Annotated in this window: 22 protein-coding genes and 2 tRNA genes; 10 read left to right on the forward strand and 14 right to left on the reverse strand. The window is 67.6% G+C overall.

What is annotated here, in order from left to right:
* Positions 1-7: 7 nt before the first annotated feature.
* A complete protein-coding gene (locus CJ179_RS04540; protein WP_095860780.1) occupies positions 8-1,693 on the reverse strand; it encodes a DAK2 domain-containing protein in 1,686 nt (561 codons plus the stop codon).
* A gap of 236 nt (positions 1,694-1,929) precedes the next feature.
* Here CJ179_RS04540 and rpmB point away from each other — a divergent pair, with 236 nt between their 5' ends.
* Positions 1,930-2,121, forward strand: a complete 192-nt coding sequence (rpmB, locus tag CJ179_RS04545) for a 50S ribosomal protein L28 (protein ID WP_005240429.1) — start codon at positions 1,930-1,932, stop codon at positions 2,119-2,121.
* Between the two features lie 148 nt (positions 2,122-2,269).
* The gene (locus tag CJ179_RS04550; RefSeq protein ID WP_072937771.1) at positions 2,270-3,058 is read left to right on the forward strand and encodes an enoyl-CoA hydratase/isomerase family protein; all 789 of its coding nucleotides are present in this window, start codon (positions 2,270-2,272) and stop codon (positions 3,056-3,058) included.
* Positions 3,059-3,144: 86 nt separating this feature from the next.
* Here CJ179_RS04550 and CJ179_RS04555 read toward each other — a convergent pair whose 3' ends face one another.
* From CJ179_RS04555 to CJ179_RS04565, 3 genes are read right to left on the reverse strand one after another with little or no spacing between them, the layout of a single operon-like run.
* Complete coding sequence (locus CJ179_RS04555) at positions 3,145-3,822, reverse strand: uracil-DNA glycosylase (RefSeq protein WP_179377535.1); 678 nt, start codon at positions 3,820-3,822, stop codon at positions 3,145-3,147.
* Positions 3,819-4,340, reverse strand: a complete 522-nt coding sequence (locus CJ179_RS04560; protein ID WP_072937770.1) for a gamma carbonic anhydrase family protein — start codon at positions 4,338-4,340, stop codon at positions 3,819-3,821. The genes CJ179_RS04555 and CJ179_RS04560 overlap by 4 nt, the downstream gene beginning before the upstream one ends.
* 9 nt (positions 4,341-4,349) lie before the next feature.
* The gene (locus tag CJ179_RS04565; RefSeq protein ID WP_095860782.1) at positions 4,350-5,327 is read right to left on the reverse strand and encodes a thiamine-phosphate kinase; all 978 of its coding nucleotides are present in this window, start codon (positions 5,325-5,327) and stop codon (positions 4,350-4,352) included.
* A gap of 192 nt (positions 5,328-5,519) precedes the next feature.
* Between CJ179_RS04565 and CJ179_RS04570 the strand changes: the two genes are divergently transcribed.
* Complete coding sequence (locus CJ179_RS04570; protein WP_072937768.1) at positions 5,520-5,753, forward strand: Lrp/AsnC ligand binding domain-containing protein; 234 nt, start codon at positions 5,520-5,522, stop codon at positions 5,751-5,753.
* Between the two features lie 2 nt (positions 5,754-5,755).
* A complete protein-coding gene (locus tag CJ179_RS04575) occupies positions 5,756-6,352 on the forward strand; it encodes a DUF3515 domain-containing protein (protein ID WP_095860783.1) in 597 nt (198 codons plus the stop codon).
* A gap of 19 nt (positions 6,353-6,371) precedes the next feature.
* Here CJ179_RS04575 and CJ179_RS04580 read toward each other — a convergent pair whose 3' ends face one another.
* From CJ179_RS04580 to CJ179_RS04590, 3 genes are all read right to left on the reverse strand, one after another.
* Positions 6,372-7,478: a D-alanine--D-alanine ligase family protein gene (locus CJ179_RS04580; protein WP_095860784.1), complete on the reverse strand. Its 1,107-nt coding sequence runs from the start codon at positions 7,476-7,478 to the stop codon at positions 6,372-6,374.
* A gap of 95 nt (positions 7,479-7,573) precedes the next feature.
* The gene (locus CJ179_RS04585) at positions 7,574-8,698 is read right to left on the reverse strand and encodes a cystathionine gamma-lyase (protein ID WP_095860785.1); all 1,125 of its coding nucleotides are present in this window, start codon (positions 8,696-8,698) and stop codon (positions 7,574-7,576) included.
* Positions 8,699-8,702: 4 nt separating this feature from the next.
* Positions 8,703-9,701 (reverse strand): NAD(P)H-dependent glycerol-3-phosphate dehydrogenase, encoded by a 999-nt coding sequence (locus CJ179_RS04590; protein ID WP_072937764.1) that lies wholly within the window; start codon positions 9,699-9,701, stop codon positions 8,703-8,705.
* A gap of 170 nt (positions 9,702-9,871) precedes the next feature.
* On the opposite strand from CJ179_RS04590, the gene cofC reads away from it, so the two are divergent.
* The 3 genes from cofC to CJ179_RS04605 all read left to right on the forward strand — a co-directional run bounded on the left by cofC (position 9,872) and on the right by CJ179_RS04605 (position 13,817).
* Positions 9,872-10,573, forward strand: coding sequence for a 2-phospho-L-lactate guanylyltransferase (gene cofC, locus CJ179_RS04595; protein ID WP_306454235.1), 702 nt, complete (start codon positions 9,872-9,874; stop codon positions 10,571-10,573).
* A gap of 68 nt (positions 10,574-10,641) precedes the next feature.
* Positions 10,642-12,846, forward strand: coding sequence for an RNA degradosome polyphosphate kinase (locus CJ179_RS04600; RefSeq protein WP_095860786.1), 2,205 nt, complete (start codon positions 10,642-10,644; stop codon positions 12,844-12,846).
* Between the two features lie 35 nt (positions 12,847-12,881).
* Positions 12,882-13,817, forward strand: a complete 936-nt coding sequence (locus CJ179_RS04605) for an NUDIX hydrolase (RefSeq protein WP_072937761.1) — start codon at positions 12,882-12,884, stop codon at positions 13,815-13,817.
* A gap of 103 nt (positions 13,818-13,920) precedes the next feature.
* On the opposite strand, the gene CJ179_RS04610 is transcribed toward CJ179_RS04605, so the two are convergent.
* The 3 genes from CJ179_RS04610 to leuC all read right to left on the reverse strand — a co-directional run bounded on the left by CJ179_RS04610 (position 13,921) and on the right by leuC (position 16,835).
* Positions 13,921-14,619 carry an HU family DNA-binding protein gene (locus CJ179_RS04610; protein WP_072937760.1) on the reverse strand — a complete coding sequence of 233 codons (699 nt, stop codon included), beginning with the start codon at positions 14,617-14,619 and terminating at the stop codon, positions 13,921-13,923.
* Between the two features lie 158 nt (positions 14,620-14,777).
* Positions 14,778-15,386, reverse strand: a complete 609-nt coding sequence (gene leuD, locus CJ179_RS04615) for a 3-isopropylmalate dehydratase small subunit (RefSeq protein ID WP_072937759.1) — start codon at positions 15,384-15,386, stop codon at positions 14,778-14,780.
* Positions 15,387-15,413: 27 nt separating this feature from the next.
* A complete protein-coding gene (leuC, locus tag CJ179_RS04620; RefSeq protein WP_072937758.1) occupies positions 15,414-16,835 on the reverse strand; it encodes a 3-isopropylmalate dehydratase large subunit in 1,422 nt (473 codons plus the stop codon).
* 138 nt (positions 16,836-16,973) lie between these two features.
* Between leuC and CJ179_RS04625 the strand changes: the two genes are divergently transcribed.
* From CJ179_RS04625 to CJ179_RS51280, 3 genes are all read left to right on the forward strand, one after another.
* Positions 16,974-17,675, forward strand: a complete 702-nt coding sequence (locus CJ179_RS04625) for an IclR family transcriptional regulator (protein ID WP_015890242.1) — start codon at positions 16,974-16,976, stop codon at positions 17,673-17,675.
* 38 nt (positions 17,676-17,713) lie between these two features.
* Positions 17,714-18,232, forward strand: coding sequence for a pyridoxamine 5'-phosphate oxidase family protein (locus CJ179_RS04630; protein ID WP_095860787.1), 519 nt, complete (start codon positions 17,714-17,716; stop codon positions 18,230-18,232).
* 86 nt (positions 18,233-18,318) lie between these two features.
* Positions 18,319-18,486: a DUF5302 domain-containing protein gene (locus CJ179_RS51280; protein WP_015890240.1), complete on the forward strand. Its 168-nt coding sequence runs from the start codon at positions 18,319-18,321 to the stop codon at positions 18,484-18,486.
* A 63-nt stretch (positions 18,487-18,549) separates the two neighbouring features.
* On the opposite strand, the gene CJ179_RS04635 is transcribed toward CJ179_RS51280, so the two are convergent.
* The 4 genes from CJ179_RS04635 to CJ179_RS04650 form a co-directional block, all read right to left on the reverse strand.
* A tRNA-Glu gene (locus tag CJ179_RS04635) sits at positions 18,550-18,622 on the reverse strand.
* A gap of 76 nt (positions 18,623-18,698) precedes the next feature.
* Positions 18,699-18,770: transfer RNA gene (locus CJ179_RS04640), tRNA-Gln, on the reverse strand.
* 143 nt (positions 18,771-18,913) lie between these two features.
* Positions 18,914-20,389, reverse strand: a complete 1,476-nt coding sequence (gene gltX / locus CJ179_RS04645; RefSeq protein WP_095860788.1) for a glutamate--tRNA ligase — start codon at positions 20,387-20,389, stop codon at positions 18,914-18,916.
* Between the two features lie 73 nt (positions 20,390-20,462).
* Positions 20,463-21,236, reverse strand: a complete 774-nt coding sequence (locus tag CJ179_RS04650; protein ID WP_072937755.1) for a fumarylacetoacetate hydrolase family protein — start codon at positions 21,234-21,236, stop codon at positions 20,463-20,465.
* Positions 21,237-21,307 lie beyond the last annotated feature (71 nt).

Raw genomic sequence — 21,307 nt, forward strand, 5'->3', positions numbered from 1 at the left:
GAATTCCTCATTCCACCCCGAGTTGCAACAGATCTCCAGGTTGTCCTCCGTGGTAGATCATCACCTCGACGCCGGGGTGCCGCTGCGAGATGTGATCGGCCAGTTCGGTGTCGAGCCCCTCCGGCGCTTCCGAGCCCATCAGGAGTGTCACCAGTTCTCCACCAGCGCCGAGGACGAGGTCGACGAGCCGGCGTCCGGCGGCGACCGCGTCCGGTTCGATGACGATCACCTCGTGACCCATCAGTCCGATGCCGTCTCCCGGATCGCACGTGCCCACGTAGGTGAGGGCACGTTCGCGGGCGATCCGCAGCGACCCCCAGCGGGTGGCGGCGGCGGCCTCGGACATCGCGAACGCGTCGTCCACCGCCTCGCGCTCGGGATCGTGCACCGCCAGGGAGGCGAGTCCCTGCACCATCGCGGACGTCGCGAGCAACAGGACCTCGTGCCGGGCGTCGCGCGCCGCGGCGCTGACCGCGACGAGTTCCTGCGCCGTCAACGCGCCGTTGGGGAGGACGAGCACCTCTGTGCGTCCCATCTGCCGGATGACGCCGAGGAGCTGGGCGCGGGTGACGGGGGCGTCGTCGCAGCGCAGGATCGTCGCGCCCTCGCTCGCGAACAGTTCGGCGGCGCCGTCTCCGGCCACGACGGCGACGATTCCCCGCTCGCCCTGATCCGGCCGTGTCCGGACCGGCGGAACGAGCAGCCCCTGGTCCCGGGCGTCCACGAGGAAGCTGCTGACCCGGATTCCGTGGATGCGTCCCGCCGCGAGTCCCGCTTCCACGGCGGCGCCCGCGTCCGTGCAGTGCACGTGCACCGACCAGCCGCCGTCGCCGTCGCCGACGATCACGATCGAGTCCCCGAGGTCGTTCAGCGCGCCGCGCAGCCCGGCCATCCGGGCCTCGTCGGACTCCGCGACCAGGTACATCACCTCGAAGTCCTGGTCCGAGCCCTCATCACAGTCGGGTCCGGGTCCCGGATGCGCGTGCGCTGCCTGCACCTCGCCGACGGCGACGGGTTCGGCGCGGCGCGCGGACGGGGTGCGTCGCGGGACGTGGAGTGCGATCGGCGGGCGGTCCGGCGGCGCGCCCGTGACGGCGGTGACGAGCGCGTCGAGGATGACCACGAGTCCGAGTCCGCCCGCATCGACGACGCCTGCGGTGCCCAGCACCTCGAGTTGCGACGGCGTCCTGGTGAGCGCGGCCGCCGCCGCGTCGGCGGCGGCACGGGCGGTGTCCGCGACCGGAGCCTCGTCCGGGAACTCCGCCGCAGCGTCGGCGGCACAGCGCAGCACGGTGACGATGGTGCCTTCCACCAGGTAGCTCACCGCGTCCGTCACCAGGTTGGTGGCCATCAGCAGTCCGGTCCGGACCGTCCGGGTGTCGACGGCGGACGCGACGGCCGCTTCCGCGACCCCCCGCAGCACCTGGGACAGGATCACCCCGGAGTTCCCGCGGGCGCCGGCGACCGCACCCCGCGCCAGGGCGATCGCCACCTGGCGGACGTCCTTGGTGCCGCCGTCGGCGCCCGCGTACTCGTCGATTGCACCCAGCGCCGCGCGCATCGTGAACAGCAGGTTGGTGCCGGTGTCCGAGTCCGGGATCGGAAAGACGTTGAGGCTGTTGATCTCCTCGCACCGCCGTTCCAGTCCCGCGACGGCGGTCCGCGCCCACAACTCGAGCACTCGACCGTCCATCGGGAGCTCAGGGGCCACAGTCGTCCTCTCCGGCCGGGGAATGGTGAAGGTGCCGCCAGACTAGTCGGGGGACGGTGATCGGGCCCGCGGTCCGAGCCGTTCGGGACCGGGTTTGGCCATTCCCCACTCGAGCGGCTACTCTTGCACGGTTGCCTCGTTACGGGCGCACTTGCTGTGCCCTGTTTCCACGAGGCCAGCAAATTTCACAATTCACTATCTTGAAGGAGTTCGCGACTATGGCTGCCGTCTGCGACGTATGCGCCAAGGGGCCCGGCTTCGGTAAGTCGGTCTCGCACTCGCACCGGCGTACCAACCGTCGCTGGAACCCGAACATCCAGACTGTTCGTGCCGAGGTTGCCCCCGGAAACACCCGGAAGGTCAACGTCTGCACGTCCTGCCTGAAGGCTGGAAAGGTTGCTCGGGGCTGACCCGACGCTGTGTGCGATGTCACTGCGCCCCCGACACTTCGGTGTCGGGGGCGCAGTTCTTTTCTGTCGCGACTGCGGCCCGATTCGGCATCGTCGCAGCGCATCGGGGCACGACGGGCACCGGCAGGGGCCCACGTAGGGTGCAACGGTGACTTCTCTCGATGGATTCAGCAAAGTACAGCTCGAAGACGGCGTCCTGCGCGTCACGATCGCGACGGCGGAGAACGGCACCTCGCTGGACGGCGAGGGTTTGGTGCAGGGTGCCCGCGCGCTCGAAGCGGTCGGTGACCGGATCGGCAGCGTCCTCCTCGTCGGGGAGGGCCCGAACTTCTGCGCGGGCGGCAACGTCCGCGCCTTCGCGTCCGCACCGGTGCGCAGCGAGTGCGTCGCCGAGGTGGCGGGCGTCTTCCACGACTTCGTTCGGGCGCTCGACGCCGTGACCGTTCCGGTGATCGCCGGTGTCCACGGCTGGGCGGCGGGCGCCGGCATGAGCCTCGTCTGCCTCACGGACGTCGCGATCGGCGGCCCCGGCACCAAGCTGCGCCCCGCCTACCCGTCGATCGGCTACACGCCGGACGGCGGAATGTCCTGGACGCTGCCGCGCATCGTCGGCGACGCCCGTGCGCGTGAGATCCTGATCACCGACGCCGTTCTCAGCGGTGACGAGGCCGTTCGCCTCGGCATCCTCAGCCGCCTCGTCGGCGACGACGTCGTCCAGGACGAGGCGCTCCGGCTCGCCCGCACCCTCGCGGCCGGCCCGACGTCGTCGTACTCGGGGATCAAGACACTCGTGCGCGATTCGCGGTCACGCACGCTCGCCGAGCAACTCGACGCGGAGGCCGAGTCGATCGCCGCCGCGGCCGACAGCCCGGTGGGACGCGAGGGCGTCGACGCGTTCGTGGAGAAGAGGCGTGCCGATTTCGCATCAGTGAAGTGAAGCGTCGTGCGGATTTCGCATCGGTGAAGGAAACGCAGGGCTGACGGTCCCTCCGCGCCGCCCTCGCCGTCCCGCGGGCGGGCGGCTTACGGCAGCTGCCAGTTCACCGGTTCCGCGCCCAGGCCGTCGAGGAGTTCGTTCGCGCGGCTGAACGGCCGCGAACCGAAGAATCCGCGCGACGCCGACAACGGTGAGGGGTGCGCCGACTCGATCGTCGGCACGTCGCCGAGCATCGGTTTCAGGGTGGACGCGTCCCGGCCCCACAGAATCGCGACGAGGGGTTCGGGGCGCGCCACGAGGGCGCGAATGGCCTGTTCGGTGACCGCCTCCCAGCCCTTCTTCCGGTGCGAGGCCGGGAGTCCGGGCTGCACGGTGAGAACCCTGTTCAGCAGGAGCACGCCCTGACGGGACCACGGGGTGAGGTCGCCGGTGGTCGGCGTCTGGTAACCGAGGTCCTTGCTGTACTCGGTGAAGATGTTGCCGAGACTGCGCGGCACCGGTTTCACCTCCGGAGCCACCGAGAAGCTGAGACCGACGGCGTGACCGGGTGTGGGGTACGGATCCTGGCCCACGATCAGGACCTTGACCTCGGAGAACGGGTGGGTGAACGCCCTCAGGACGTTCTCCCCGGCGGGCAGGTACTCACGACCGTCGGCGATCTCCGCGCGCAGAAACGCGCCCATCTCCGTGATCCGCCCGGCCACCGGTTCGAGCGCCTCGGCCCATCCTGCCTCGACGAGGTCCGACAGCGGCGCCGCCATCAGTCGAGCCTGCGCAGCGACTCGCGGTAGTAGGCCGCGTTCGCGGCGTACATCTTCACGTTCCTGTCGAGGTGCCCCTCGGGGACCTCGTAGCCCTGCCGGATCTTCGCGGGGACACCGAGCGCCATGCTCCGCGGCGGAACCTCGAACTTGAACGGGACGACGGCACCTGCTCCGACGATCGACCCTGCGCCGATGACCGAACCGTTGAGCACGATCGAACCGGACGCGATCAGGCAGTGGTCGCCGATCGTCGACCCCTCGATGTGCGCCGCGTGGCCGACGACGCAGCCCGAGCCGATGACGGTGGGATCGAACACCGTGCAGTGGATCACGGTGCCGTCCTGGATGTTGGTGTCGGCGCCGACGGTGATGGTGCCGTAGTCGGCGCGAAGCACGGCCTGCGGCCACACCGAGGTTCCCGCCGCCAGGGTCACGTTTCCGATCACCACGGCGTCGGGGTGGACGTAGGCGTCCGGATGGATGTCGGGTTCGCGGTCCCCGAGCGCGTAGATAGCCATGCGTGCAACCTATACCGCGAAACTCTGCCAGCCGCCGGCCCCCGGCCAGGTCTCGCCGTCGACCGAGATGCCGGACCCGTCGTGGACGACACCGATCCGGGTCCACCCCGCCGGGAGCGGGACGTCGCCGGGGAAGGTGGCGGCGAAGCCGTGGTCCTCTCCCCCGGTGAGCACCCATTCCCAGTGGTCGGCGCCGAGACCCTTCGCCGCCGACACCAGTTCCGGCGACACGGTCACGTCGGATCGGCTGAGCGACATCCCGACTCCGGACTGTTCGCAGATGTGGCCGAGATCGGCGAGGAGCCCGTCGGAGATGTCGGTCATCGCGTGAACACCGCCGTGCGCGGCGGCCCACGCCGCGGCATACGGCGGGGTGGGGACCCGGTGCGCGGCGAGAAGGTCCGGGAAATCCGTGGATCCGCCGAGCAGCAACGCGAGACCGCCCGCCGATCGGCCGAGTTCCCCGGCCACCGCGACCACGTCACCCGGCCGCGCGCCCGACCGCCGGATCGGGCTCCTGCCGCCGAGATCACCGAGGACGGTGACGGAAATCACGACCTGGGCGGCCTGCACCAGATCCCCGCCCACCACACCGGCTCCGAGTTCCTCGGCGCTCTCCCCGATCGCCGCGGAGATGCCGTCCGCCACGTCGATCGGCGTGTCCGGCGGCAGGCCGAGGGACACCAGGAAAGCTGTCGGTCGCGCACCCATCGCCGCGACGTCGGCGGCGTTCTGGGCCACCGCCTTGCGACCGATGTCTCGCGGCGAAGACCAGTCGAGTCGAAAATGCCTGTCCTGCACCAGCATGTCGGCGGACACCGCCACCCGACCGTCGGCCGCCCGAACGAGAGCGGCGTCGTCTCCGGGGCCGATCAGGGTGGTCGGGGGCTGCACCCGGCCCTGCACCGCGCGGCCGATGACGGCGAATTCGCCGACGTCGGCGACGGTGCGGGGCGGAGTCGGGTCCGGGGAATCCGTCGGTGTGATGGTGTGCCTCCAGGCGCGCCGTAGTGTCGGGTGACCCGCGCGACGGCCGTGGGTCCGGTCGACGGAATGTGCGACTGCGGTACCTTCAAGCTGTTGCCGGGACTACTCGGCACGTGACCGATCAGCGCGCCGAAGCACCCGCGACTCTACCGAGATACCTGCGGGGCGGAGCAGGGAAGGGCCGGAGCGAGAGTGCAAGCGTTCATCCTGATCCAGACCGAAGTCGGCAAGGCTGCGGCGATCGCGACCGAGATCGCGAAGATCACCGGAGTGCGGACCGCCGAGGACGTGGTCGGACCGTACGACGTCATCGTGCGGGTGTCCGCCGACGACGTCGCTCCCGTCGTCAAGGAGATCCGTCAGGTCGCCGGCATCACCCGCACCCTCACCTGCGACGTCCCCGAAAAGTCTGCGAACAAGAACTGAGCATGTCCGATCTCGAACCCGAACAGAATGCATCCGACGGCACTCCAGGCCCGGCCCCCGCGGAGCGACGGAATCCGGCGCTCATCGCGACGGCCGTGGCACTGCCCGTTGCCCTGATCATCGGCATCGTCGTCGCCGCGGTCTTCGCCGGCCGGAACCCTGCCAAGGAACCCGTGTCGCTGGGGCCGGTGCCGGCGCCGGCGTCCGGGTCCGCGGAGTGCGCCGCCCTGATGGCGGGCCTCCCCGACGCGCTCGGCGACTACACCCGGGCGGAACTCACCGAACCCGCACCCGAGGCGACCGCTGCGTGGCAGCCGGCCGAGGGCGAACCCCTCGTGCTGCGGTGCGGCCTGGACCGTCCCGCGGAGTTCGATCAGGCGTCCGCGCTTCAGGTGATCGACGGGGTGCAGTGGTTCGAGATCTCCGGTGCGAGCGCCGGAATCGACGCGAGCAGCTATTTCGCCGTCGACCGCGGCGTGTACGTCGGACTCACCGTTCCCACCGGTGTGGGCCCGACTCCGCTCCAGGACATCTCCGGCGCGGTATCGCAGGCACTGCCGCAGAAGCCCCTCGATCCGGCGCCGGTCGCGAATCCCTGACCGCCGGACCGCCGTTTCGCTATCGAAGGCCGGTGCCGCGCGCGAGGGCGGTGTCGACCAGCGTCGAGACGAGGGTGCCGTAGTCGACGCCCACCGCGTCCCACATGCGCGGGTACATCGAGATAGACGTGAATCCCGGCATCGTGTTGATCTCGTTGATCACCGGGCCGTCCTCGGTGACGAAGAAGTCGACGCGTGCGAGTCCCTGGCAGTCGAGCGCGGAGAATGCGCGCACCGCGAGTTCGCGGATCTCGTCGCTGACCGAGTCCTCGAGTTTCGCGGGCACGTCGAACTCGCACACGTCGTCGAGGTATTTGCTGTCGAAGTCGTAGAACGCCTCGTCGTCGTCGGCGCCTTCCGGCATCCGGATCTCGGCGATGACGCTGGCCCGCACCTCGCCGTCCGGGAACTCGAGGACTCCGCACTCGACCTCGCGGCCGGCGATCCCCGATTCGACGATCACCTTGGGATCGTGCCGGCGGGCATGGGCGATGGCGTCGTCGAGTGCGGCCCACTCGGCCACCCGGGTGATGCCGATGGACGACCCGCCGCGGGCCGGTTTCACGAACACCGGGAGGTGGAGGCGCGACTTCTGTTCGTCGGTCAGCGTCGCAGTGCCGGGACGCAGGACGACCTGGAACCCGATCGGCAGGCCTTCCGCGGCGAGCAGCTTCTTCGTGAATTCCTTGTCCATGCCTGCCGCGCTCGCGAGCACGCCGGGACCGACGTACGGAAGTCCGGCGAGTTCGAGCAGGCCCTGGATGGTGCCGTCCTCACCGTAGGCGCCGTGCAGGACCGGGAAGACGACGTCGACGGACGCCAGGATCTTGCCCGCTTCGCCGTCGTCGAGGGCGACGAGGTCGCCGGATCGCGTCGGGTCGGCGGTGAGCGCCAGTGCGGACCCGTCGGCATCGACGCTGGGCAGCGCCCGGCCGCGGATGGACAGCGTCTCGGGGTCGGTGGAGCCGAGAACCCATGAACCCTCGGTGGTGATGCCGATCGGCACCACCTCGTACCGTTCCGGGTCGAGATTCTTCAGGACGCTTCCGGCCGACACACAGGACACGGAATGCTCGTTGCTGCGGCCACCGAAGATGACGGCTACCCGGGTACGCGGTTTACTCACGACACAAACCGTACCGTCGCCGTGACCGACTCACCGCACCCACCTCTCCTCACGTTTTCTTCGCCGACCTCAGGACACGACGGGCGGCACGCACGTCACAATGCGGACAGTGCACTCTCGAGATCGGCGACGAGGTCGTCGGTGTCCTCGATTCCGCACGAGAGCCGCACGAACCCGTCGGGCACGGGGTCGCCCCATCGGGCCCGGCGGTCGGCGCTGGTGTGGATACCGCCGAAACTCGTCGCCGGTACGAGGAGGTCGCTGCCGGCCACCAGCCGGTGGAACTGTTCGGCGGAGTCCACCTCGAACGTCACCAGCCCGCCGAACCGGCGCATCTGCCCGGCGGCGACGGCATGCGCGGGGTCACCGGGCAGCCCCGGGTACCGGACGTGGTGGGCCGCCGGGTGCGTCTCCAGCAGGGTCGCGAGCGCCAGGGCGTTGGCGCATTGCCGCTCGAATCGCAGCCCCGCCGTTCCGAGGCTCCGGTGGGCGAGCCACGTCTCGAAGGGGCCCAGCACCGTGCCCGACAGCGCCCTCTCCCGTTCCATGCCGGCCAGGAAGTCGGCGTCGGACGCGGCGATGTACCCCATGAGCAGATCGCTGTGACCGCTCAAAGTCTTTGTGCCGCTGGCGACTACCACGTCTGCACCCAGCTCGAGTGGTTGCTGGCCGAGCGGGGTGGCGGTCGTGTTGTCCACCACGAGAACGGCGCCCGCGTTCGCGCACTGCTCGGACACGGCCCGCAGATCCACCACGTCCAGGGACGGGTTGGCCGGGGTCTCGGCCACCACGACCGTCGTCCCCTCGGCGGAGGCCAGCAGTGCTGCGGCCGCCTCGCCGGCCATGTCGGCGGTCCGCAGTTCGTGCACGGTGATGCCCATCGGCTCCAGACGCTCCCGCGCGTACGCGCGCACCTGGTAGTAGCCGTCGGACGGTACGACGACGGTGTCGCCGGCGGTGAGCAGACTCCGCAGCACGACGGTGATCGCCGACATCCCGGAGCCGACGACGAGCGCGCCCGCGGCGCCCTCGAGCGCCGCCAGTGCCGACTCGAGGTCGCGCCAGCCCGGGTTGGAGGCCCGCGCGTAGGTGTCGGATTCACTCCCCTCGTCCGCGCTCAGCTGGTAGGGCGCCGCGAAGACCGGGCCCCTCTGCATCGGCGAACCAGGAATCTTTTCTGCTGCAACAGCTTTGACGCAGCGGGTCGAATCACCACTCACGTGTTCACTCCGGCTTCGTACGGCGGCCGAGCAACTGTCCGATCGCGTCCTGCACCACGAGACCCTCGTGGCACACTCGGTGCACGGCATCGGTCAGCGGCATCTCGACGTCGTAACTGGCGGCCAGAGCACGCACCGACGAGCACGATTTGACGCCCTCGGCGACCTGACCGTGGGTGGCCGCCTGAGCGCTCTCGATCGATCCGCCCTGACCGAGACGCTCCCCGAACGACCGATTCCGGGACAGGGGCGACGTGCACGTGGCGACCAGATCGCCCACCCCGGCGAGACCCGCGAGGGTGGCGGGTTTCGCGCCGAGCGCAACTCCGAGCCGGATGATCTCGGCGAGACCGCGAGTGATGATGCTCGCAATCGTGTTCTCTCCCAAACCGATTCCCGATGCCATACCGCAGGCGAGGGCGATGACGTTCTTGCAGGCGCCGCCGATCTCGCAGCCGATGACGTCCGAATTCGTGTACGGCCGGAAGTATCCGGTGGCCGAGGCCTTCTGCAATTCGAGCGCCCGCGTCGAATCCGTGCACGCGACGACCGTGGCCGCCGGCTGGCCGATCGCGATCTCCCGGGCCAGATTGGGCCCGGACAGCACGGCGACGCGCCCCGGATCCGCGCCGGTGACCTGAATGATCACCTGACTCATCCGCATGAGGGTGCCGGTCTCGATGCCCTTGGCGAGACTCAGCATGGTCGCGTTCGCGGGGATCATCGGACTCCAGACCTGCAAGTTGTCGCGCAGGGACTGCGACGGCACCGCGAGGACGACGATGTCGGCGCCGTCGAGCGCGGCCCGCGCGTCGTCGGTGGCGGTCAACGACGGAGGCAGGGCGATGCCCGGCAGGTAATCCTCGTTCTCGTGCCGCGACACGATCGATTCGGCGACCTCAGCGCGTCGCGCCCACATGGTGACATCGGTCCCGGCGTCGGCCAGGACCTTCGCAAATGCAGTCCCCCATGAACCCGCTCCCAGTACCGCAGCCTTGCTCACACAGCCCCCTCGTCGTTCGTTACCCGATGCGTCGCCCACAGTATTGCCGATGCCGAGGTCGGGCGCCGCTCCGCTACCGAACTCGTCCGCTGCTCAGCCGCGACCGGGCGTCCGGCGCACCACCCCGCGCGGGCTGGCAAGATATCCGCATGAGCACAGCGACCCGATCCGTGGCGCCGCGCGCGCACGTACTCGTCGCGGTGAAGGAACTCCACGCGGCCAAGACGCGACTGTCGGGTGTCTTCGACACGGACGACCGCACCGGACTGGTGCTGTCGATGCTGCGCGACACCCTGGCCGTCGTCAGCGACGTCGCGACGGTCGTCGGCGTCACCGTGGTCACGCCGGATCCCGCGGTGGCCCGGCTCGCCCGCAGCGTCGGCGCGAACGTCTACGCCGACCCCACCCCCGTCGACGCCGAAAATCTGCCGGACGAGGGCGGCACCGAGCACGGACTCAACGCGGCCCTGGCCGCCGCGGCCGAGCACGTCCGCCGCAACGAGAGCGGAGTCGACGTCGTCGCACTGCAGGCAGACCTTCCGTCACTGCGCGGAGGCGAATTCGGCGAAGCACTCGCCGCGGCGAGAACCGGCGGCAGGTCGGTGGTCGTCGATCATCACGGCACCGGAACGGCCGCACTGTTCTCCTGCGACCCGGCGATTCCCCTCGATCCCCGGTTCGGACCGGGATCGGCGAAGCGGCATCTCGACTCCGGGGCACGTCCCCTCGACGGCCACTGGCCGGGGCTGCGGACCGACGTCGACACCGCCGACGATCTCGATGCCGCGCAGGCGCTCGGCGTCGGACCTGCGACGCGAGCCGCACTCGACGCCCTCGAACACACCGCGCCCTCGCGCTGCGGAAACGAGTAGCCCGCGCACGCCGAGTGAATTTGCCCCATCAATTGTCCGCCGCCGAATTCTCGAGGGATGATCGTGGAGTGAGCAACCGAGAAGCACTCGATCACCCGACCGACGTCGACGGAAAGAACGGAACCCGCGACGGCATCGTGACGGCCAGCCCCACGAACGTTCCGATGGCTCCCCCCGCTGCGACGAGTGCCCTCACGAGCGCGCTGACGGACGGGCTCCCCGAAGATCGTTACCTCAACCGTGAACTCAGTTGGCTCGATTTCAATTCACGAGTACTTGCACTCGCCGAGGACACGTCGCTGCCGCTGCTCGAGCGCGCCAAATTCCTCGCCATCTTCGCCTCCAACCTCGACGAGTTCTTCATGGTCCGGGTCGCGGGACTCAAGCGCCGCGACGAGACCGGCCTGTCCGTGCGGTCAGCCGACGGCCTCTCCCCTCGCGAGCAACTCTCGCTGATCGCGACCCGCACCCAGGAGATCTCGGAGAAGGCCGCGCGGGTGTTCCTCGACTCCGTGCGTCCTGCGCTTGCCGCCGAAGGGATCTCCATCATCAAATGGGACGAACTCACCGACGACGACCGCGACCGCCTGTCGGTGCACTTCCAGGACCAGATCTTCCCCGTCCTCACCCCGCTCGCCGTCGACCATGCCCACCCGTTCCCCTACATCAGCGGCCTGAGTCTCAACCTCGCCGTGACAGTGAAAGATGCACTCACCGGTGGCGAACACTTTGCGAGGGTCAAGGTTCCGGACAACGTGGGCAGGTTCGTCCGCGTCCGCCGCGACGAGACACCGTCCTCCATCGACGCGTTCCTGCCCCTGGAAGATCTGATCTCCGCCCACCTCGACATGCTGTTCCCGGGCATGGAGATCGTCGAACACCACGCCTTCCGCATCACCCGCAACGCCGATTTCGAGGTCGAGGAAGACCGCGACGAGGACCTCCTGCAGGCCCTCGAGCGGGAACTCGCACGGCGACGATTCGGCTCCCCCGTCCGGCTCGAGGTCGCGGACGACATGACCGAACACATGCTCGACCTCCTGCTGCGCGAACTCGACGTCGACCCCGGCGACGTCATCCAGGTGCCCGGACTGCTGGATCTGTCGTGCCTCTGGCAGGTGTACGCCGTCGACCGGCCCGCACTCAAGGACGCACCGTTCGTGCCCGCAACGCATCCGGCGTTCGGCGAGCGGGAAACACCCAAGAGCGTCTTCTCCACCCTTCGCGACGGCGACGTCCTCGTGCACCACCCGTACGACTCGTTCTCCACCAGCGTGCAACGCTTCATCGAGCAGGCCGCGGCCGACCCCCAAGTCCTCGCGATCAAACAGACGCTCTACCGCACTTCCGGCGACTCCCCCATCGTCGACGCCCTGATCACCGCCGCCGAGGCCGGCAAACAGGTTGTCGCACTGGTCGAGATCAAGGCGCGATTCGACGAGCAGGCGAACATCAAATGGGCCCGCAAACTCGAACACGCGGGTGTGCACGTGGTGTACGGACTGGTCGGGCTCAAGACCCACTGCAAGACGTGCCTCGTCGTCCGCCGCGAGGGGTCCACCATCCGGCGTTACTGCCACATCGGCACCGGAAACTACAACCCGAAGACGGCCCGGCTGTACGAAGACATCGGTCTGCTCACCGCGGCACCGGAGATCGGCGCCGACCTCACCGACCTGTTCAACTCGCTCACCGGCTACTCGCGGAAAACGCAGTATCGCAACCTCCTCGTCGCGCCGTACGGTGTGCGCCGGGGCATCATCGAGCGGATCGACGGTGAGATTGCGCACAAATTGCGGGGCGAAGACGCCGGAATCCTCCTGAAGGCCAACGCCTTGGTCGACGAACAGGTGATCGACGCGCTCTATCGCGCGTCCAAGGCCGGCGTGCCCGTCGAGATCGTCGTCCGCGGCATCTGCGCCCTCAAGCCCGGAGTTCCCGGACTGAGCGAGAACATCCACGTCCGGTCGATCCTCGGCCGTTTCCTCGAGCATTCGCGAGTCTTCCACTTCCGCGGCGCCGACGAATTCTGGATCGGCAGCGCAGACATGATGCACCGCAACCTCGACCGACGCGTCGAGGTCATGGCGCAGGTGAAGGATCCTCGCCTCACCGCTCAGATCGGCGAGATCGTCGATTCGGCGCTCGATCCCGTCACGCGGTGCTGGGTGCTCGGACCCGACGGCCGGTGGGTTCCGTCCCCCGCGCACGGCGAGGAGGTCCGGGACCACCAGGAGGCCATGATGCGCAAACGAATGGGCACCGGATCCTGATCGCGGCGTACCCGCGGCAGTAGGGAAGGAACTCGGTGAGCAGCACACCCGGCAAACCGGTCAAAGCCAATATCTTCGCGGCGGGAGCAGTGTTGTGGCGAAAGTCTCCCGAGAATCCCGACGAGATCGAGATCGCGGTCATTCACCGGCCCAAGTATGAGGACTGGTCGTTTCCCAAGGGAAAACTCGACCCCGGCGAAACCGCGGTGGTGGCAGCACTGCGCGAGGTGGAAGAAGAGACGGGTATTCGCGGGCGTCTCGGGAGGCATCTCGGCGCGTTGACCTATCCGATTCCCGGGCACCGCCGATTGAAACGAGTCGAATACTGGGCGGCCGAGGCCCGCGCGGGCGAATTCGTCCCCAACAGCGAGGTGGACCTGATGCGGTGGCTTCCCGTATCGGACGTGGCCGATCAGCTGTCCTATCCCATGGATCGCAAGATGCTCCGCCGTTTCACGGCTCAACCGCCCGACACCGCGACCGTCCTCCTGGTCCGGCATGCCAAGGCGGGAAGCCGGAAACGGTACAGGGGCGACGACGCCACACGGCCCCTGGATGCGAACGGCATACTCCAGGCCGACGCCCTCGTAGCCCAGCTCGAGGCGTTCGGGGCCACCGACATCACGTCGGCCGACAGAACGCGGTGCACACAGACGGTCGAGCCGCTGGCCCGCGCGCTGGACACGACCGTCCGGTTGGATCCGCTGCTGTCCGAGGAGAGTTACACCGCCGACCCGGCGGCCACCCGTACCCGGGTCCGCAAGATCGCCGCACTCGGCGGGGTTCAGGTGATCTGCAGCCAGGGTGGCGTCATTCCCGATCTGCTCGACTGGTGGGCGGACATCGACGGCGTCGCACTCCCCCCGGCACGGAACAGAAAGGCGAGCACCTGGGTGCTCTCACTGTCCGGGGGCAAACTCATCGCCGCCGACCACCTCGACAGTCCCCTGCCTCCCACGCGCAAGGACTGAGAGCCGCCGGCCGGATTTCGTCCGGGAACGACAACGACACAGACAGGCGCCAACCCCCAGGGTCGGCGCCTGTCTGTGTTCGGGAAGACCCGTGTGCGCTGTCTTACTTGGCGCGCTTCGCGGGAGCCTTCTTTGCTGCGGTCTTCTTTGCAGCCGTCTTGGCCGGAGCCTTCTTGGCTGCAGTCTTCTTCGCGGCAACCGTCTTGGCCGGAGCGACCTTCTTCGCGACGGTCTTCTTCGCTGCCGCAGTCTTGGCCGGAGCCTTCTTGGCTGCAGTCTTCTTCGCGGCAACCGTCTTGGCCGGAGCGACCTTCTTCGCGACAGTCTTCTTCGCTGCCGCAGTCTTGGCGGGAGCGACCTTCTTCGCGACAGTCTTCTTCGCTGCAACCGTCTTGGCCGGTGCAGCCTTCTTGGCGGCGGTCTTCTTCGCGGCCGTCTTCTTGGCAGCAGCCTTCTTGGCGGCGGCCTTGGTGGCGGGCGCCGCTGCGCCGCGCTTGACTGCCGGACCGGTGGCCGGAAGCTTCTGGCCGCCAGCGATAACCGCCTTGAACTGAGCGCCCGGACGGAACGCCGGCACCGACGTCGGCTTGACCTTGACGGTCTCACCCGTGCGCGGGTTACGTGCGACACGTGCCGCGCGACGCCGCTGCTCGAAGACGCCGAAACCGGTGATGGTCACGCTGTCGCCGCGGTGCACTGCCCGGACGATCGTGTCCACGACATGCTCGACAGCTTCCGTTGCCGTGCGCCTGTCCGTGCCCAGTTTCTCGGTCAGAACATCGATGAGCTCTGCCTTATTCATTGAAATTCCTCCGCGAACTAATGGTCCATCATCGGACCGACTACGAACTACGGTAAACCTGAATACCGCAGGAGTCTATGTGCCACGCCAATTCTCAAACAACGCGGCACCATTCTCAGGAACTTATTATCTGGGAGACAGGGCTCCGATTCCAACTTTCAGTCGGCGGAAGTGGGCTCCGGAAGAGTCACAGGTTTCCAAGAAGGCCTTGCCTTTTCGAACTCGGAAATGGCTTCTACCTGCCGTAATGTCAATCCAATGTCGTCCAGACCTTCGAGCAGACGCCACCGTGTGTAGTCATCAATCGCAAAGGGCACCACGGTGGTTCCGGCGGTCACGGTCTTGTTCTCGAGGTCGACGATCAATTCGAGACCGGGCTGTTCGTCGAGCAACTTCCAGAGCAGTTCGACGTCCGACTGGGACACCTGGGCGGCCAGCAGACCGGCCTTGCCGGCGTTGCCCCGGAAGATGTCCGCGAACCGAGACGCGATGACGACCCGAAATCCGAAGTCGGATAGCGCCCACACGGCGTGTTCCCGGGAGGAGCCCGTGCCGAAGTCCGGTCCCGCGACCAGAACGCTGCCCTTGTCGTACGGGGCGACGTTGAGGACGAAGTTCGGATCGTTCCGCCACGCGGCGAACAGACCGTCCTCGAAACCGGTGCGGGTCACTCGTTTCAGGTAGACCGCCGGGATGATCTGGTCCGTGTCCACGTTGGATCGCCGCAGCGGAACGCCGATACCTTTGTGTGTGCTAAAGGATTCCATCGAAAAATCTCCTAAATTCCTTGGGTCCTAGGCCAGATCTGTCGGCGCGGACAGGGTTCCCCGGACTGCGGTCGCGGCGGCGACCAGCGGCGAAACCAGGTGAGTCCGCCCGCCCTTGCCTTGACGGCCTTCGAAATTGCGGTTGGACGTGGAGGCTGAACGCTCGCCGGGCGCGAGCTGATCCGGGTTCATGCCGAGGCACATGGAGCAGCCCGCCTGCCGCCATTCGGCGCCGGCGGCGGTGAAGATCTCGCCGAGACCCTCCTTTTCGGCCTGGGCGCGGACGCGCATCGAACCCGGCACGATCAGCATCCGGACCCCGTCGGCGACGTGCCTTCCGCGCAACACGTCGGCCACGGCCCGCAGATCCTCGATCCGGCCGTTGGTGCACGAACCCACGAAGACTGTGTCGATCGCCACGTCACGCAACGGAGTTCCGGCTTCGAGACCCATGTAGGTCAACGCCTTCTCCGCGGCGTGACGCTCGCTCTCGTCCACGATCTGCGCAGGATCCGGCACGGTCTCGCCGAGCGGCAGACCCTGCCCCGGGTTTGTGCCCCAGGTCACGAACGGCGTCAGCGAACTCGCGTCGATGTGGACCTCGTTGTCGAAAACCGCACCCTCGTCGGTCTTCAACTGCTCCCAGGCCTCCACCGCGGCGTCCCAGTCGGCGCCCTTCGGCGCATGGGGGCGTCCCTTGATGAATTCGTAGGTGATCTCGTCGGGGGCGATCATGCCCGCCCGCGCGCCCGCCTCGATGGACATGTTGCAGATGGTCATCCGCGCTTCCATCGACATCTTCCGGATCGCTTCGCCGCGGTACTCCAGGACGTAGCCCTGGCCTCCGCCGGTTCCGATCTTCGCGATGACGGCCAGAATGAGATCTTTACTCGTCACGCCTTCGGGCAATTCGCCGTCGACGGTGATCGCCATCGTCCGGAACGGACGCAGCGACAACGTCTGCGTCGCCATGACGTGTTCGACCTCACTGGTGCCGATACCCATCGCGATCGCACCGAAGGCGCCGTGGGTGGACGTGTGACTGTCGCCGCACACCACGGTCATACCGGGCTGGGTGAGACCGAGTTGCGGGCCGACGACGTGGACGATGCCCTGGTCGATGTTTCCCATCGGGTGCAGCCGGACGCCGAATTCCTCACAGTTGCGCCGGAGCGTGTCCACCTGAGTCTTGGAGACGGGGTCCGCGATCGGCTTGTCGATGTCGACGGTGGGGACGTTGTGGTCCTCGGTGGCGATCGTCAGGTCGGGCCTGCGGAGCGGGCGCCCCGCCAGTCGAAGTCCGTCGAATGCCTGCGGACTCGTCACTTCGTGAACGAGATGCAGATCGATGTAGATGAGGTCGGGGTTGTCTCCCTCACCCCGGACCACGACGTGGTCGTCCCACACCTTCTCTGCCAGGGTGCGTGCTTTCTCGGCCATCTTCTCCACCTCTGTGTGTCCTCTCGCACCGCGGGCTTCGGACTGGTCCGCCGTGCGCTTGTCGTCGTTACCCTCTTCCCGGACACGCACTCGACGTGAAACGAAGGTGCGCTATGATCCCAGTATGCGAGAAAGTGGTATCGACCTATGAGACAGCATAGCGGCATCGGGGTCCTTGACAAAGCGGTGGGCGTACTCCACGCCGTGGCCGAGAAGCCCTGCAGCCTCACCGAACTGTGCTCGCGCACCGGACTCCCCCGCGCCACCGCCCACCGGCTGGCCGTCGGACTCGAGGTCCACCGCCTCCTGACGCGTGACTCCGACGGGCTGTGGTGCCCCGGTCCCGGCCTCGCCGAACTGGCTGCAACGGCTAACGATCCGCTCGTCTCGGCGGCGGCTCTCGTCCTTCCGCGTCTGCGCGAGATCACCGGCGAGAGCGTGCAGCTGTACCGCCGGGAAGGCACGCAACGCATCTGTGTGGCGGCGATGGAGCCACCCACCGGCCTCCGAGACACCGTTCTCGTCGGGGCACGCCTCCCGATGAGCGCGGGCTCGGGCGCCAAGGTCCTCCTCGCCTGGGCCGACCCGCAGACCCAGCGCACGGTTCTTCCCGACGCGGCGTTCGGCGAGCGCGTCCTGCTCGAGGTCCGCCGCCGCGGCTGGGCACAGAGCGCCGCCGAGCGTGAACCCGGCGTCGCCAGTGTCGCCGCACCCGTGCGGGACTCCGCGGGCGCTGTCATCGCGGCGATTTCGGTGTCCGGCCCCATCGACAGGATGGGCAGGCGCCCCGGCGCCCGGTGGGCGGCCGACCTCCTCGCCGCCGCGGAGGCGCTGCACAAGAGACTCTGACCTCTCACGACCGACACGCACCGCGACAGGAGAAGCCGATGGGGAAGAACCAACGATCGCAGATCACGATGACGGATTCGGAGATCGCCGAATTCGTGGACCGGAGCCGGATCGCCACCCTGGCAACGGTGGCAGCGGACGGCAGGGCCCATCTCGTCGCCATGTGGTACGCAGTGATCGACGGCGAGATCTGGTTCGAGACGAAGTCCAAATCGCAGAAGGCGGTCAACCTGCGCCGCGACGACCGGGTCACCGTCCTGATCGAGGACGGCCAGACGTATGACACTCTGCGTGGAATTTCGGTCGAGGGCCGGGCGGAGATCGTGGAGGACCCCGATGCGATGTTCGCCGTCGGCGTCAGCGTGTGGGAGCGCTACACCGGGCCCTACACCGACGATCTGCATCCCGCCATCGATCTGCTGCTGCACAAGCGGGTGGTCGTGCGGATCGTTCCCGAACGCATCAGGAGCTGGGACCACGCCAAGCTCGGCCTTCCCGCGATGCCGGTGGGCGGAACCACCGCGGCGTACCTGGAGACGGCCGACCGTCGCTCCTGACACCGGGCAGGGCGGAAAAACAGGAGAATTCTCGGTGCCCTCGGCGTAGCTTCACAGAGTGAACCGACTACCCGAGGGAGTTCACCGTGACTGACGCCGATAACGAGGACACGAAAAAGAAATTCCGCGAAGCACTCGAGCGGAAGAATCATCAGGCCGGTCTGTCCGCCGATCACAAGGACGCGCATTCCAAGGTGCACGAGGCCCACGGGCCTGCCGATCACAAACGCGAATTCCGCCGCAAGACCGGATAAACGACGGACCGTCCGTTTATATGAAGAAACACCCTCCGATTACTCGGAGGGTGTTTCTCTTTGTAGCCCCGACGGGATTCGAACCCGCGCTACCGCCTTGAGAGGGCGGCGTCCTAGGCCGCTAGACGACGGGGCCAGGAACTTTGTCTTGCTTTGGAAGCTCAGCAAGCATAGCTTCCAGAAGTTCGGAGTCAAAATCGGCCGAACTTCCGCTGGGGTACCAGGACTCGAACCTAGAATGGCGGTACCAGAAACCGCTGTGTTGCCAATTACACCATACCCCAATGGCCGTTCTCGAACCGCTGAGCTTCTGGGCTCTGCGGCCCGCCTCGGGCCGAAGAAGAGATTACCAGCCTACTGCCGGGATTTACCAAATCGTATGGTCAGAGGCTGTTTTTGCACCCTTTTCGGCCCGAGGGCGGCGGTGTCAGCCGGCGATGCCGGCCCGCGCGGAACGCAGCCGGGACAGCGACACGTCGCGACCGAGCAGTTCCATCGATTCGTACAGCGGCGGGCTGATGTGCGAGCCCGTGACGGCCACCCGCACCGGAGCGAACGCCTTACGTGGCTTGAGGCCCAGTTCGTCCACGAGAGCGGTCTTGAGGGCCTCCTCCAGCGACGCTGCGTCCCACGCACCGACTGCGTCCAGCGATGCGAGGGCGGCGTCGAGAACCGGCGCGGAGTCGGCCCCCAGGTTCTTCGCCGCGGCGGCCGGATCGATCGCGAAGTCGGCCTCCTCGACGAACAGGAACTTCAGCAGATCCCACGCGTCGGACAGGACCACGATGCGCGTCTGGACCAGATCGGCGGCGGTCGCGAAGACGGCCTCGTCCACCGTCTCCCCGAGGTGGCCGTGGAGCGTGAGGAACGCACGCAGGCGCGCGGCGAAATCGGCGGGCTCGAGCAGCCGGATGTGCTCGGCGTTGATCGCGTCGGCCTTTTTCTGATCGAACCGGGCCGGATTGGAATTGACCTTGGAGATATCGAAGGCCGCGACCATCTCGTCCAGCGAGAACACGTCGTGGTCGTCCGAAATACCCCAGCCCAGCAGCGCCAGGTAATTCAGCAATCCCTCGGGGACGAAACCGCGGTCGCGATGGATGAAGAGGTTCGACTCGGGATCGCGCTTGGACAGCTTCTTGTTGCCCTGCCCCATGACGAACGGCAGGTGCCCGAACTTCGGTGTGAAATCGGCCACGCCGATCCGCTGCATCGCCTCGTAGAGGGCGAGCTGCCGCGGCGTCGACGACAGCAGGTCCTCGCCGCGCAGGACGTGTGTGATCTTCATCAACGCGTCGTCGACGGGGTTGACCAACGTGTACAGCGGAATCCCGTTGCCGCGGGTCAGCGCGAAGTCGGGCACGGTGCCGGCCTTGAACGTCGTCTCACCGCGCACGAGGTCGTCCCACGTCAGGTCGTGGTCGGGCATCCGGAGCCGGACCACGGGCTTGCGGCCCTCGTCGAGGAACGCCTGCCGCTGCTCCGGCGTCAGGTCACGATCGAAGTTGTCGTAGCCGAGCTTGGGGTCGCGGCCGGCGGCCTTGTGCCGCTCCTCGACCTCCTCGGGCGTCGAGAACGACTCGTACGCCTCGCCCGCTGCGAGCAGTTTCGCGACGACGTCCAGGTGCAGGTCACGTCGCTGGGACTGGCGGTACGGCTCGTACGGTCCCCCGACCTCCGGGCCCTCGTCCCAGTTCAGTCCGAGCCAGCGCAGCGCGTCCAGGATCGCCTGGTACGACTCCTCACTGTCACGGGCAGCATCGGTGTCCTCGATGCGGAACACGAACGACCCGCCGTTGTGTCGGGCGAACGCCCAGTTGAACAGGGCGGTTCGGACGAGCCCCACGTGCGGGGTTCCGGTGGGCGACGGGCAGAAACGGACGCGAACTTCGCTTGTGGTCATGGCTCACTTGGGTCGACGCTGGGAAAACGGACTCCTACAGGCTAGTCCGCTCCCGATGTCGACACGAGAGCCGTCAGCGCTTGGCGGTCACCGGGTTGGTGAGGGTGCCGATGCCGCCGATGGTCACGCTGACGCTCTGGCCGTCGACGATCGGACCGACTCCTTCCGGGGTACCCGTGAGGATGACGTCGCCCGGGAGCAGCGTCATCACGGCCGACACCCATTCGATGATCTTCGGAATGTCGTGCAGCAGAAGCGAAGTGTTGCTCCGCTGCTTCACCACCCCGTCGACCTCGGTGGTGATGTCGACGTCGGACGCGTCGAGCTGGGTCTCGATCCACGGCCCCAGCGGGCAGAACGTGTCATGGCCCTTCGCCCTCGTCCACTGACCGTCGTGGCGCTGATGGTCACGGGCCGACACGTCGTTGGCCGCCGTGTAGCCGAGCACCACGTCGAGGGCCTTGGCCGCGGGCACGTCCTTGCAGGGGCGCCCGATGACGACCGCGAGTTCCCCTTCGTAGTGAACTTCGTTGGAGGACTTCGGCAGGACGATCGCAGCGTCGGGGCCCACGATCGAGGTGTTGGGCTTGAGGAAGATCACAGGATCGGCCGGTGCCTCTCCCCCCATCTCGGCGGCGTGGGCGGCGTAGTTCTTTCCGATGGCGACGACCTTGCTGGCGAGGATCGGGGCCAGCAGTCGCACATCGGCGAGCGGCCAGCTCCGGCCGGTGAAAGTCGGGTTGCCGAACGGATGCTCGGCGATCTCCTTCGCGATCCGGGACTCCCCGTCTCCTTCGATACTGACGAACGCAACACCATCGGGACTTGCCACTCGACCAAGACGCATGGCGCCGAGTCTATCGGCCCGGGTTCACCGCCGTGCCGGGACGCCGGACGACGCGGGGTATAGACTCCGAA

It is taken from the genome of Rhodococcus sp. ACS1 (genome assembly GCF_002300155.1).
Taxonomy (GTDB): Bacteria; Actinomycetota; Actinomycetes; order Mycobacteriales; family Mycobacteriaceae; genus Rhodococcus_F; species Rhodococcus_F koreensis.